Here is a 13720-nt window from a genome sequence, read left to right on the forward strand (position 1 = left end):
GGGCGCGCCCTGTCAGGCGTGGTTGACCGGGAGGACGTCCGGGGAGAGGGCGCCCGCGTGGGCTGCGGCGCTGGTCATGCGGCGCAGGTGGTGGCGGCGGCAGAGGACCTCGTAGCCGATCTCCCCGGCCGGGCGGTTCACGTCGCCGACGACCACCTGGGCACCCTCGACGACCATCTCGCCGTCCACCGTGCGGGCGTTGTGCGTAGCGCGGGCGCCGCACCAGCACAGGGCCTCGACCTGGAGCTGCTCCAGTCGGTCCGCCAGTTCGATCAGACGCTGCGAGCCCGGGAAGAGCTTCGTGCGGAAGTCCGTCGTGATGCCGAAGGCGAAGACGTCCAAGCCGAGGTCGTCCACGATGCGGGCCAGCTGATCGATCTGGACCGGGGCCAGGAACTGCGCCTCGTCCACGATCACGTAGTCCGCCTTGCCGCCCTTCGAGAGCTGGGCCACCAGGTACGCATAGAGGTCCATGCCCTCCGGCGCCTCGATCGCCTCCATCACCAGGCCGAGCCGGGACGACAGCTTGCCCTCGCCCGCGCGGTCGTCACGGGTGAAGATGACGCCCTGAAGCCCCCGCGCGTCGCGGTTGTGCGCGATCTGGAGCGCCAGTGTGCTCTTTCCGCAGTCCATCGTTCCGGAGAAGAACACCAGCTCGGGCATGGGAAGTACGGGACCTTTCAGTTCGGGGCACGGGTGGGCGAAGACGGTCGGGTGGCGCGTGGGGGTCAGGTGCGGACTTCGAGGAGCGGCACCAGTTGCTCGGCCGCGGTCATGGAGCCGTGCATGCCGACGAGCGCCGACTCGTTGGGCTCCTTGCGGGACGCGGTGATCGCGACGTCGGCGTGGGCGGCGGCGACGACGTCGCCGATCCGGCCCAGCACGCGCTCGTCGCACTCCCCCGGGGCGCCGAACCAGCCGAGTTCCAGGGCCTCTTCGCGGCTCGCGATCCAGAAGCGGTCCCCGAGCACCTCGCGCCACACGGTGAGTACGTCGGCCTCGGCTCCCGGCACCGCGTAGACGTGTCGGGCCCGTCCCTCGCCGCCCAGCAGGGCCACACCCGCGCCCAGTTCCCAGTCCTCGTCGAAGTCGATCCGCGAATCCTCGTCGAAGGGCACGTCCACCATGCCGTGGTCGGCGGTCACGTACAGGGCGGTACGGGGCGGCAGTTGCTCCGCCAGGCGCTGCACCAGCCGGTCGACGTACATGAGTTGACCGCGCCACACGTCGGAGTCGACGCCGTGGCGGTGGCCGGCTCCGTCGAGTTCGCTGTAGTACGTGTACACGAGCGAGCGTTCGCCGGCGGCGAGTTGGATGGCCGCGAGATCCATCCGCTCCTCGCCGGTCATCCGGCCGTGGAAGGTGCCGCCGCTCAGCGCGATCTTGGTGAGCGGGGTGGTCTGGAAACCCGGCGCGGACACCTGCGCGGTGTGCACGCCGGCGGCGTCCGCGAGCTGGAAGACGGTGGGGTACGGCTGCCAGACCTTCGGCTGGGTCCACGGCTGCCAGCGGAGCTGGTTCATCAGTTCGCCGGAGGCCGGGTTGCGCACGGCGTAGCCGGGCAGGCCGTGTCGGGCGGGCGGCAGTCCCGTGCCGACGGAGGCCAGCGAGGTGGCGGTGGTCGCCGGGAAGCCCGAGGTGATCGGGCGGCCGGTGCCGCCGCGCGAACCGGCGAGCAGGGAGGCCAGGTACGGGGCCTCCTGCGGGTGGGCCTTGACCTGCTCCCAGCCCATGCCGTCGACCAGGAAGACGCAGTTCCGGTCGGCCGGGGTCAGTTCGGCGATCCCGGCGGCGAGGCCGGGAACGCCCTGTCCGGCCGCCAAGGTCGGCAGCAGGTCGGCGAGCGAGCCGGTGCCGTAGTGCGGGACGGGGGCGCCGGCGAGGTCCAGCGGCTCGGGCTCGTCCCAGTGCGCGGGTACAGAGGAGAACATCAGCGGCCGGCGGCGGGCGAGGCCGCGGTGGCCTCGGACAGGGCCTGGGCGAAGACCAGGGTCTGGCGGACCGTCTCCGGGCCGTCGCCGGCCTCGCTGACCCGCAGGCTGAGGTCGTCGGCGGTGGAGTTGCCGGTGTAGCCGTGGTCGGAGTCGCAGTTCGGGTCGCCGCAGGCGGCGGGCTCCAGGTCGATGCGCGAGACCGCACCCCAGCCGATGGTCAGCACGACCTCGCGCGGCAGGGTGCCGGCGGTGTACGACTCGGGGTTGGCGACGACGCGGCTGAGCACCACAGAGGAGATGCTGCCGAGCTTGACCGACTCGGTGGACGTCGTCGCGTACGGGGACGGCGACCCGGCGTCGGCGGCCTGCTCGTCGGTGTGGCTCACGATGAAGCGGTTGCCGGTGAGGACCAGGACCGTGACGTGCCGGCGCACCTCGTTGGAGTCGAAGGTCGTCTCCTGGTGGACCAGGTACGACGAGATCGGCTCGCCGCCCACCGCGGCCTCCACGGCCTCGGCCACGAGGGTCGGGTAGTAGCCGCTGCGCTCGATCGCCGCGCGCAGCCCCTGGGTCGTCGTACCGGATTTCGCCATGAGGTCCATCCTAAGGCCCGTCCGGGGCAGCCGGACCGCGCCGGACCGGTCCTAGTAGCTGGGGAGGGTGCGCGGTCCGAGGTCGGTGCGGACGGGCGGGCGGGCCACGCGGACGGTGGCGCTCAGCACGGAGAGCCCTTCCGTGGCGACGACGACGGGCTCCAGGGACACCCCGATCACCTCGGGGTGGTCGTGGACCAGTCGGGACAGGCGCAGGAGCAGCTCCTCCAGGGCGGGCGTGTCCACGGGGTCGCTGCCGCGCCAGCCGAAGAGGAGGGGCGCGGCGCGGATGGACCGGATCAGGGCGGCCGCGTCCCGGTCGGTGGCCGGGACGAGCCGGTGGGCGGTGTCACCGAGCAGTTCGGAGGGGACGCCGGCGAGACCGAAGGAGAGGACGGCGCCGGCGGCGGGATCGATGACGCTGCGCACGACGGTGTCGACGCCGCGGGGCACCATCGCCTGGACGACCGGGAGCAGCTCGGCCGGCTTGCCGAGGGCCTCGGTGAGTTCGTCGTAGGCGCGCCGCAGCTCCGCCTCGGCCGTCAGGGCCAGGCGTACGCCTCCCAGATCGGCGCGGTGGCGCAGGTGCGGGGCGGTGGTCTTCAGGGCCACCGGGTAGCCGAGCGTGCGGGCGGCCCGTACGGCGGCGCCGGCGTCGGGCGCGGGCAGGGTGGGGAGCACCCGGATCCCGTACCGGGCGAGGAGCGTGATCGCGTCCGCCTCGTCGAGGGTGATCGCGGAGTCCGCGGGGCCGGCGAGGAGGGCGGCGAGCTGCGCGGCGGCTCCGGCCTCGTCGATGTCCTCGTACTCGGGCACCTGGCCGGCGTCGGCGAGGGACCGCCTCCACTGTGCGTACCGCACGGCTTCGGCGACGGCGCGGACGGCACGCTCGGCGGCGGGGTAGGCGGGGATCCGCCCCTCCCCGGCGGTGCCGGGCCGAGTGGTGGGGTGGCCCGTCGAAGGGGTGTCGGCCTGCCGCGGGGCGCCCGGCGGCGGGGTCTGCGTGACGGGGATGCCCGCGACCGGGGTGGTCGGGGCCGGGGTGGTCGGTGTGATCGCGTTCGCGGGGCGGGGCGCGACGGTTCCGGCGGCCGTGGAGAGGGCCTCGGCCAGCGCGCCCAGCTCGACGTGCACCACCGCGACCGGCTTGCCCGGGTGCTCCGCGACGGCGTCGCGCAGTGCGCTCGCCAGGTCGTCGGCCGGCGCGTTCTCCCCCACCCAGGGGATCGCCGTCACGACGACCGCGTCGCAGTCCGGCGAGGCCAGGGCGTCGGCGAGGGCGGTACGGAAGTCCCGGGGCGTGGCGGCGGTGGTCAGGTCCAGCGGTGGCAGGGGCCGCAGCCCCCGGGTCAGGCAGGCGTCGTAGGTGAGCACGCCCAGCGATTCGGAGTTCCCGAGGATCGCCACCCTCGGGCCGGCGGGCAGCGGCTGACCGGCCAGCAGCAGCCCGACGTCGACCAGTTCCGTGACCGTGTCGACCCGGATGACGCCCGCCTGCCTGAGCAGTTCCGAGACGGTGGATTCGGGCAGCCGGGTGCCGGGGACCACGTGTCCGGCCGGGGTGTGCCGGCCACCCCGGGCCACGACCACGGGCTTGACGGCGGCCGTGCGGCGGGCGAGGCGGGTGAACTTGCGGGGGTTGCCCAGGGTCTCCAGGTACATCAGGGCCACGTCGGTGGAGTCGTCGTCGTACCAGTACTGGAGGATGTCGTTGCCGGAGACGTCGGCCCTGTTGCCGGCCGAGACGAACGAGGACAGCCCCTCGCCGCGCCGCAGCAGCCCCGAGAGCAGGGCGATGCCGATCGCGCCGGACTGGGTGAACAGGCCGATCCGGCCGCGCGCGGACGCCGGGGTGGGGGCCAGTGAGGCGTTCAGCTCCACGTCCGGAGCGGTGTTGATGACCCCGAAGGCGTTCGGGCCGATCAGTCGCATCCCGTACGAGCGGACCTGGCGCACCAGTTCGCGCTGCCGTTGCAACCCGGCCGGGCCGCTCTCGCCGTATCCGGCGGACAGCACCACCAGCCCCTGCACACCGTGCTCTCCGCACGCGCGGACCGCGTCCGGGACCCGGTCCGCCGGGACGGCGACGACCGCGAGGTCGACCGGGGCGCCGATGTCGGCGACGGTGCGGTAGGCGCGTACGCCGTCGAGCAGGTCGGCGGAGGCCGCCTCGTTGACCGCGTACAGCTGGCCGTGGAAGCCGGTGTCCCGAAGGTTGCGCAGCGCCGCGGCGCCCACGCCGCCGCCGGAGCGGCTGACTCCGATCACCGCCACGGAGCCGGGGGCCAGGAGCCGCTGGACGGAGCGGGCCTCGGCGCGCTGTTCGCGGGCGCGCTGCACGGCGAGGGACTCGGCGGTGGGTTCGAGGTCGAGGGTGAGGTGGACGGCGCCGTCCTCGAAGCTGCGCTTCTGCTGGTAGCCGACGTCCGTGAACACTTTGATCATCTTGCTGTTGGCGGGCAGCACCTCGGCGGCGAACCGGCGGATGCCGCGCTCCCGGGCCACCGCGCCGATGTGTTCGAGGAGGGCGGAGGCGACTCCGCGGCCCTGGTGCGCGTCCTGGACGAGGAAGGCGACCTCCGCCTCGTCGGCGGGTGCGGAGGCGGGCCGGCCGTCGGGGCCGATGCGGTCGAAGCGGACCGTGGCGATGAACTCGCCGCCGATGGTCGCCGCGAGGCCGACGCGGTCCACGTGGTCGTGGTGGGTGAAGCGGTGGACGTCGCGGTCGGACAGGCGGGGGTACGGGGCAAAGAACCGGTAGTACTTCGACTCGTCGGAGACCTGTTCGTAGAAGCTGACCAGGCGACCCGCGTCCTCGGCGGTGATGGGCCGGATCCGGGCGGTGCCGCCGTCGCGCAGCACGACGTCCGCTTCCCAGTGGGCCGGGTACGAGGGGTCCGACTCGGTGGTCATGGCCACACCTTAAGGGGCGGGCCAACCGAACGGTGCGCGCGCGGCGCGTGCGGCACACGGGGGCAAATCAGTGCAAGCTGGGGAGGGTCCAGCGGCGGTGGATCCGGGCCGAAGGTCGGTTCGAGCATTCCGGGTGTCGTGAGATACTGGTCTAGACAACCGCTAGCACCTGAAGGGCATCACCATGGCAGAGCGCCGCGTCAACGTCGGCTGGGCCGAGGGCCTGCACGCTCGTCCCGCCTCGATCTTCGTCCGGGCGACGACCGCTTCCGGCGTTCCGGTGACCATCGCGAAGGCCGGCGGCGACCCCGTCAACGCCGCTTCCATGCTGGCGGTTCTGGGCCTGGGCGCCCAGGGCGGCGAGGAGATCGTCCTCGCGTCCGAGGCCGAGGGCGCCGACGTCGCGCTGGACCGCCTCGCGAAGCTTGTCGCCGAGGGTCTCGACGAGCTCCCCGAGACGGTCTGATCCGAGACGGTCCGGCCCTTCGGATCACACACACGTGGCGAAGCCGCGGCCCCGGCGCATCGGGGGCCGCGGCTTCGTCGTTTCCGGAACGCGTCGGCATGAATGCGGCGCGGCGCGGCGCGGGACATCGGGGCGACCTTTACCGCACGCCGGAAATTCCGTCACGGAATCCGCCCGTCGAAAAGGGCGGGCCGGAATCAGGCCGACCGGAATCAGGCCGACGGAATGAGGCGGGCGATTACGAGGCGTCGAAACCCCCCGCATATCCGTCCTTTGTATACGGGCTTTGTTAATGCGGGCCGCTCGCCATGTTTACGGCAGGTTGCGAAGTCCTCACGCGCCGCCGGTGGGCCGCGACCGCGCGTTCGGCGTGCAGGGCCGTAAGGGAGCGGGCCCGCTCGGCGTCGCCGCGCGCCACCGCGTCCACGATCGCCCCGTGCTCGGCCCAGGAGTCCACGGGGCGCGTCGGGGCCTCCACCGAGAACATCCAGGCGATCTTGTGGCGCGTCTGCGTCAGCAGGGCGATCAGCCCGGGACTCGCGGACGCCTGGGACAGCGTCTCGTGGAACCAGCCACCCAGGGCCCGCAGATCCTCTCCCTGGCCCCTCCTGGCCCGTTCCTGGCCCAGCCTGACCAGTCCGCGCAGCACCTTCAGGTGCGCCTCGGTGCGTCGGCGGGCCGCCCGGGAGGCGGCGAGGGGCTCCAACAGCATCCGCAGCTCCAGGAGGTCCGAGGCCTCCTGCTCGGTCGGCTCGGCCACGCAGGCCCCGGCGTGCCGGCGGGTCGTGACGAAGCCCTCGGACTCCAGGGTGCGCAGGGCCTCGCGGACCGGGACGCGCGAAACCCCGTAGCGGCGGGCCAGCACTTCCTCGGTGAGGCGTCCGCCGGGTCCGAAGACTCCGGAGATGATGTCGTCGCGGATTGCTGTGCATACCGCGTGCGCAGGAATTCGCAAGACCGGACCTCCGCTTGATTTCGTGACCGTGCCGCGACTCTATTGCAACACACGATAATTTCCGAGGACGGCCCTTGATGTGAAACATTTCCCGCCAACGCGAAAGGCCCCGGCTCGATGAGCCGGGGCCTTCAACGAAGAGGTGCGAAGCGATCAGACGTTGACGTCGTGCGAGCGCAGGTACGCGATCGGGTCGATGTCCGAGCCGTACTGCGAACCGGTGCGGGCCTCGAAGTGCAGGTGCGGGCCGCTGGAGTTGCCCGTGGAGCCCGACAGGCCGATCTGCTGGCCCGGGGTGACCTGCTGGCCGACGGAGACGTCCAGCGAGGACATGTGCCCGTACTGGGTGTAGGTGCCGTCGTTGTGCTTGATGACGACGTTGTTGCCGTACGCGCCGCCGTAGCCGGCCTCGACGATCGTGCCGGCGCCCACGGCGTGGACCGAGGTGCCGGACGCCGCGTGGAAGTCGATGCCCGTGTGGCTGCCGGAGGACCACATGCCGCCGCCCGCGTGGTACTGCGTGCTGACGTAGGAGCCCTCGACGGGAGCGACGAAGGTGTTGAGGCGCTTGCGTTCGGCCTCGCGGGCCGCACGCTCGGCGGCCTCGCGCTCGGCCTTCTCCTTGGCCTCGGCGAGGCGCTTGGACTCGGCGGCGCGCTGCTTGGCGTCGGCCTCGGCCTGGGCCTTCGCGGCGGTGATGTCGGCGGCGCGCTGCTGGGACTCGGCCTGGGTCTCGATCTCGCCCTGGAGGTCCTCGGCGACGACGACGGCGTTGAGGCCGGTGTCCTCGATCGTGGGGGCGGCGGACTCGCCCGCGGCGAACGCGGGGCCGGCCAGCGTGCCCACGACGCCGGTGGTGGCGAGGGCGGCTATACCGGCGTAGCCGGCGGTCTTGCGGCTCAAACGGCTCGAACCACGGTGCTTACCGGCGACACGACTGCTGCCAAACGCCATGAAGAGGTTGATCCTTTCCTTCCTTCTCGCCTACCGGGTTAGCTGACGGGTTCGGAGCAGGAAGGTCTCCTACGGGCCCCCTCTTGCGAGGCGGTCCGATTCACCCCAGGGACACATGTGGGTCCCCGGCTCCCCAGGCTCGCGCCTGACGGGGACTCGGCGATCGCTGTCCGGTGCCGCGGGTGCGGCGGGCACAACTGACGAACAGCACGGCCGACGCTAGGCGGATCTTCAGTCATTCGCCAAACAGGTGCGCGCTTTTGTTACCTACGCCACACCACATACAAGCAACCTCACCACTAAATGGACAAAAGGGGCCCCGGCGACAAGTCGCCAGGGCCCCCTCGATTTCAGGTCAGTTGCCGACGACGCTCACTTCGCCGATCCCCAGCGCCCGCACGGGCTCCGCGATCTGCGACGCGTCGCCCACGAGGATCGTGACCAGCCGGTCCACGGGGAAGGCGTTGACCACGGCCGAAGTCGCCTCCACCGTTCCCGTCGCGGCGAGTTGGGCGTACAACCGGGCCTGGTAGTCGTCCGGCAGCTCCTGCTCCACCTGATCGGCGAGGGTGCCCGCGACGGAGGCTGCCGTCTCGAACTTCAGCGGGGCCACGCCCACCAAGTTCTGTACCGCCACGTCCCGTTCGGCGTCGGTCAGACCGCCCTCCGCGAGGGTGCGCAGCACCGTCCAGAGGTCCTCCAGCGCCGGGCCGGTGTTCGGGGTGTCCACCGAGCCGCTGATGGCCAGCATGGACGCGCCCTTGCCGTCGGCGGTGGAACGCAGCACCTGCCCGAAGGCGCGCACGCCGTACGTGTACCCCTTCTCCTCGCGCAGCACCTTGTCGAGGCGGGAGGTGAGGGTGCCGCCGAGGCAGTACGTGCCGAGCACCTGGGCCGCCCAGACGCGGTCGTGCCGGTCCGCGCCGATCCGGCCGATGAGGAGCTGCGTCTGAACCGCTCCGGGGCGGTCCACGATGACCACGCGGCCCGTGTCGTCGGCCGTCACCGGGGGCACCGGGCGCGGATCGGCGGAATTGCCGGTCCAGGCGCCCAGGGTGTCCGCCAGGATGGCGTCCAGGTCGATCCCGGTCAGGTCGCCCACGACCACCGCGGTGGCGGTCGCGGGGCGCACGTGAGCCTCGTAGAAGGCGCGTACGGCACCGGAGTCGATGCGGGCGACCGTCTCCTCGGTGCCCTGGCGGGGCCGGGAGATCCGCAGGTCGGCCGGGAACAGCTCCTTGGAGAGCTGCTTGGCGGCGCGGCGCTGCGGGTTGGCCGACTCGTGCGGGATCTCGTCGAGACGGTTGCGCACCAGCCGGTCGACCTCGCTGTCGGCGAAGGCCGGGGCGCGCAGCGCCTCGGCGAGCAGGCCGAGCGCCTTCGCCAGGCGGGAGGCGGGTACCTCCAGCGAGACCCGCAGGCCCGGGTGGTCGGCGTGCGCGTCGAGGGTCGCCCCGCAGCGCTCCAGCTCCGCCGCGAACTCCTCGGCGGAGTGCTTGTCGGTGCCCTCGGACAGGGCGCGGGCCATGATGGTGGCCACCCCGTCCAGGCCCTCGGGCTCCGCGTCGAGCGGCGCGGCGAGGTTGATCTCGACGGCGACGACCTGCTGCCCCGGACGGTGGCAGCGCAGCAGGGTCAGCCCGTTGGCGAGCGCACCGCGCTCGGGGGCCGGGAAGGCCCACGGCCTGGCCTCGCCGGCCTCCGGCCGCGGGTGGAGGGTCATCGTGACGGCTGCGGTGTCGCTCACTGCTCCGCCCCTTCGTTCTCGTCGTTCTCGTCGGACTCGTCGGCCGCCAGGGGCTCGTACACGAGCACCGCGCGGTTGTCCGGGCGCAGTCGGGCGGCGGCCACGGCCTGCACCTCCTCGGCGGTGACGTCCAGGACGCGGCCGACGGCGGTGAGGGCGAGCTGCGGGTCGCCGAACAGCACCGCGAAGCGGCACAGTTCGTCGGCGCGGCCGGCGACCGTGCTCAGCCGGTCCAGCCACTCCCGTTCCAGCTGGGCCTGGGCGCGTTCCATCTCCTCGGCGGTGGGGCCCTCGGCGGCGAACCGCGCGAGTTCCTCGTCCACGGCCGCCTCGATGGCGGGCACCTCGACCCCGCTGGAGGTCTTGACGTCCAGCCAGCCGAGCGACGGAGCGCCCGCCAGGCGCAGCATGCCGAATCCGGCGGCCACGGCGCTCTGGTCGCGGCGGACCAGGCGGTTGTGCAGCCGTGAGGACTCGCCGCCGCCGAGGACGGTCAGCGCCACGTCGGCGGCGTCGCACTCGCGGGTGCCGTCGTGCGGCAGTCGGTAGGCGGCCATCAACGCGCGGGCCGGGACCTCCTCGACGATCTCCTCGCGCAGCTGGCCGCCCATGACCTCGGGCAGCGAGCCGTCGCGCGGCGGCTGCTTGCCGTCGTGCGAGGGGATGGAGCCGAAGTACTTCTCGACCCAGGCGAGCGCCTGCTCGGGGTCGATGTCACCGACGACCGAGAGCACCGCGTTGTTGGGCGCGTAGTACGTGCGGAAGAAGTGGCGCGCGTCCTCCAGGGAGGCGGCGTCCAGGTCGGCCATGGAGCCGATCGGGGTGTGGTGGTACGGGTGTCCCTCGGGGTACGCGAGGGCGGTGAGCCGCTCGAAGGCGGTGCCGTACGGCACGTTGTCGTACCGCTGGCGGCGCTCGTTCTTGACGACGTCGCGCTGGTTCTCCATGGACTCGTCGTCCAGGGCGGTCAGCAGCGAGCCCATCCGGTCCGCCTCCAGCCAGAGGGCGAGCTCCAGCTGGTGGGCCGGCATCGTCTCGAAGTAGTTGGTGCGCTCGAAACTGGTGGTGCCGTTCAGCGAACCGCCGGCGCCCTGGACGAGCTCGAAGTGCCCGTTGCCGGGTACGCTCGCGGACCCCTGGAACATCAGGTGCTCGAAGAGGTGAGCCAGACCGGTCCGGCCCTTGACTTCGTGGCGCGAGCCGACGTCGTACCAGAGGCAGACCGCGGCGACCGGGGTCAGGTGATCCTCGGAGAGCACCACGCGCAGGCCGTTGGCCAGCCGGTGCTCGGTCGCTGTCAGGCCGCCGGAGCCGGCCTGGGCTGTGGCCGTGTGACCCATGGGCATGTGGTCCCTTCGATCGCGATGCAGAGATTTCTGTCAGACCTGCCACTGTATGCAAGCGCGTCGACCACCGGAGAAGTTCCCGGGTTCACTCCTGGGTCGGAGTCGGCGTTGTCGGTGCCTCGGGCCACAATGGTCCGCGTCACCACTGTCCGGAAGGCCGACCCAGCCTTGCGGTCACAGCCCGTCAGTCCCCGTCAGACCCCGAGTACACCCCCCTTTCATGGTTAAGGAGCCGCGCAGCGATGGCCCGCCGCAGCACGAAGACCCCGCCGCCGGAGGATTTCGAGGAGAAGATCCTCGACATCGACGTCGTCGACGAAATGCAGGGCTCCTTCCTCGAGTACGCGTACTCGGTGATCTACTCCCGCGCCCTGCCCGACGCCCGTGACGGCATGAAGCCGGTGCACCGGCGCATCGTCTACCAGATGAACGAGATGGGCCTGCGCCCCGACCGCGGCTACGTGAAGTGCGCGCGCGTCGTCGGCGAGGTGATGGGCAAGCTCCACCCCCACGGTGACGCGTCGATCTACGACGCCCTGGTGCGCATGGCCCAACCCTTCTCGATGCGGCTGCCGCTGGTCGACGGCCACGGCAACTTCGGTTCGCTCGGCAACGACGACCCGCCGGCCGCGATGCGTTACACCGAGTCGAAGATGGCCGACGCCGCGTCGCTGATGACGGACGGCATCGACGAGAACACCGTCGACTTCGCCGCGAACTACGACGGCCAGGAGCGCGAGCCGGTCGTCCTGCCGGCCGCGTACCCGAACCTGCTGGTCAACGGCGCCTCCGGGATCGCCGTCGGCATGGCCACCAACATGGCCCCGCACAACCTCGGCGAGGTCATCGCGGCCGCACGTCACCTGATCCGGTACCCGGAGGCGGACCTGGAGGCGCTGATGCGCTTCGTACCGGGTCCCGACCTGCCGACCGGCGGGCGCATCGTGGGGCTCGCCGGCATCAAGGACGCCTACGAGAACGGTCGAGGCACCTTCAAGATCCGTGCGACCGTGGCCGTGGAGGACGTGACCCCGCGCCGCAAGGGCCTGGTCGTCACCGAACTGCCCTTCACGGTCGGACCCGAGAAGGTCATCGCGAAGATCAAGGACCTGGTCGGTTCCAAGAAGCTCCAGGGCATCGCGGACGTCAAGGACCTCACCGACCGCTCGCACGGCCTGCGCCTGGTCATCGAGATCAAGAACGGCTTCCACCCGGAGGCCGTCCTGGAGCAGCTCTACAAGCTGACGCCGATGGAGGAGTCCTTCGGCATCAACAACGTCGCACTGGTCGACGGCCAGCCGCTCACCCTGGGCCTCAAGGAGCTGCTGGAGGTCTACCTCGACCACCGCTTCGAGGTCGTCCGGCGGCGCAGCGAGTTCCGGCGGGGCAAGCGGCGCGATCGACTGCACCTGGTCGAGGGCCTCCTCGTGGCGCTCCTCGACATCGACGAGGTCATCCGCCTCATCCGGGACAGCGACAACTCGGCGCAGGCGAAGGAACGCCTGATCGAGCGCTTCTCCCTCAGCGAGATCCAGACCCAGTACATCCTGGACACCCCGCTGCGCCGGCTCACCCGCTTCGACCGGATCGAGCTGGAGTCCGAGCGTGACCGGCTGGCCGGCGAGATCGACGAGCTGACCGGGATCCTGGACTCCGACAACGAGCTCCGCAAGCTCGTCTCCTCGGAACTGGCGGCGGTGGCGAAGAAGTTCGGCACCGAGCGCCGGACGGTCCTGCTGGAGTCGGCGGGCACGGCCATCACGGCGGTTCCGCTGGAGGTCGCGGACGACCCGTGCCGGGTCCTGCTCTCGTCCACGGGTCTGGTGGCCCGTACGGCGAACGCCGAGCCGCTGCCCGAGGAGGAGGACGGGGCCCGTGCGAAGCACGACCTGATCATCTCGCAGGTGGCCGCGACCGCCCGCGCCGACGTCGGTGTCGTCACCTCGTACGGTCGCCTGCTGAGGCTGTCGGTGATCGACCTGCCCCAGTTGCCCGACACCCACTCCGCTCCGAACCTGGCCGGAGGCGCGCCCGTCTCGGAGTTCCTGACCGGGCTGGAGGCGGACGAGACGGTGGTCTGCCTGCTCTCGCTGGACGAGTCCTCCCAGGGCCTGGCCCTGGGCACCGAGCAGGGCGTGGTCAAGCGGGTCGTGCCGGACTATCCGGCGAACAAGGACGAGCTGGAGGTCATCACCCTCAAGGAGGGCGACCGGATCGTCGGAGCGGTCGAGTTGCGCACGGGCGAGGAGGACCTGGTCTTCATCACCGACGACGCCCAACTGCTGCGCTACCCGGCGGCCCAGGTGCGTCCGCAGGGCCGCCCCGCGGGCGGCATGGCGGGCATCAAGCTCGCCGACAACGCCAAGGTGATCCACTTCTCGGCCGTGGACCCGGGCCGGGACGCCATGGTGTTCACGGTCGCGGGCTCGCACGGCACCCTGGACGACTCGCTGCTGTCGGCGAAGCTGACCCCCTTCGACCAGTACCCGCGCAAGGGACGCGCCACCGGCGGCGTGCGCTGCCAACGGTTCCTGAAGGGCGAGGACGTGTTGGTGCTCGCGTGGGCCGGGGGCGCCCCGGTCCGGGCGTCCTCCAAGAACGGGGCGCCTGCGGCGCTGCCGGCCGTCGACCCGCGCCGTGACGGGTCGGGGACGGCGTTGCCCGCTCCCGTCGGGGCACTGGCGGGCGGCGCGCTGTAGCGGGACGCGCTGTGCGGGGATGCCCTGTGGGGCGACGCCTCGCGGCGTGCGGCGACTGACGTGTCAGGGGCCGGGGCGTGCGGGGTGCGGGGTCTTCGGGCCGCGCACCCCGC

The 13720-nt window shown here is 71.9% G+C and carries 10 protein-coding genes and 1 riboswitch; of the genes, 2 read left to right on the forward strand and 8 right to left on the reverse strand.

The window, feature by feature from the left end; genetic code table 11:
* Positions 1 to 12 precede the first annotated feature (12 nt).
* From ADK55_RS05330 to ADK55_RS05345, 4 genes are all read right to left on the reverse strand, one after another.
* A complete protein-coding gene (locus ADK55_RS05330) occupies positions 13 to 663 on the reverse strand; it encodes a thymidine kinase (protein WP_053676280.1) in 651 nt (216 codons plus the stop codon).
* Positions 664 to 728: 65 nt separating this feature from the next.
* Positions 729 to 1931: an alkaline phosphatase family protein gene (locus ADK55_RS05335; protein WP_053676281.1), complete on the reverse strand. Its 1203-nt coding sequence runs from the start codon at positions 1929 to 1931 to the stop codon at positions 729 to 731.
* Entirely contained in the window at positions 1931 to 2527 is a 597-nt protein-coding gene (locus ADK55_RS05340) for a DUF5998 family protein (RefSeq protein WP_053676318.1), read from the reverse strand. Before ADK55_RS05340 ends, ADK55_RS05335 begins: the two co-directional genes overlap by 1 nt.
* Positions 2528 to 2578: 51 nt before the next feature.
* A complete protein-coding gene (locus ADK55_RS05345) occupies positions 2579 to 5440 on the reverse strand; it encodes a bifunctional GNAT family N-acetyltransferase/acetate--CoA ligase family protein (protein ID WP_053676282.1) in 2862 nt (953 codons plus the stop codon).
* A gap of 184 nt (positions 5441 to 5624) precedes the next feature.
* Between ADK55_RS05345 and ADK55_RS05350 the strand changes: the two genes are divergently transcribed.
* Complete coding sequence (locus tag ADK55_RS05350) at positions 5625 to 5906, forward strand: HPr family phosphocarrier protein (RefSeq protein WP_053676283.1); 282 nt, start codon at positions 5625 to 5627, stop codon at positions 5904 to 5906.
* Between the two features lie 289 nt (positions 5907 to 6195).
* Here the strand turns inward: ADK55_RS05350 and ADK55_RS05355 are convergent, their stop codons facing one another.
* The 4 genes from ADK55_RS05355 to ADK55_RS05370 all read right to left on the reverse strand — a co-directional run bounded on the left by ADK55_RS05355 (position 6196) and on the right by ADK55_RS05370 (position 10902).
* On the reverse strand, positions 6196 to 6861 hold the full coding sequence (locus tag ADK55_RS05355) for a GntR family transcriptional regulator (RefSeq protein WP_053676284.1): 666 nt from the start codon (positions 6859 to 6861) through the stop codon (positions 6196 to 6198).
* 153 nt (positions 6862 to 7014) lie between these two features.
* A complete protein-coding gene (locus ADK55_RS05360) occupies positions 7015 to 7815 on the reverse strand; it encodes a M23 family metallopeptidase (RefSeq protein WP_053676285.1) in 801 nt (266 codons plus the stop codon).
* A 12-nt stretch (positions 7816 to 7827) separates the two neighbouring features.
* Positions 7828 to 7987: riboswitch (cyclic di-AMP (ydaO/yuaA leader) on the reverse strand.
* A 183-nt stretch (positions 7988 to 8170) separates the two neighbouring features.
* Positions 8171 to 9538: a M16 family metallopeptidase gene (locus tag ADK55_RS05365; RefSeq protein WP_053676319.1), complete on the reverse strand. Its 1368-nt coding sequence runs from the start codon at positions 9536 to 9538 to the stop codon at positions 8171 to 8173.
* A gap of 20 nt (positions 9539 to 9558) precedes the next feature.
* On the reverse strand, positions 9559 to 10902 hold the full coding sequence (locus ADK55_RS05370; protein WP_053676320.1) for a M16 family metallopeptidase: 1344 nt from the start codon (positions 10900 to 10902) through the stop codon (positions 9559 to 9561).
* A gap of 248 nt (positions 10903 to 11150) precedes the next feature.
* Between ADK55_RS05370 and ADK55_RS05375 the strand changes: the two genes are divergently transcribed.
* Entirely contained in the window at positions 11151 to 13607 is a 2457-nt protein-coding gene (locus ADK55_RS05375) for a DNA gyrase/topoisomerase IV subunit A (protein WP_053676286.1), read from the forward strand.
* The last annotated feature ends 113 nt before the right edge of the window (positions 13608 to 13720 follow it).

The sequence above is a fragment of the Streptomyces sp. WM4235 genome (genome assembly GCF_001279725.1).
Taxonomy (GTDB): domain Bacteria; phylum Actinomycetota; class Actinomycetes; order Streptomycetales; family Streptomycetaceae; genus Streptomyces.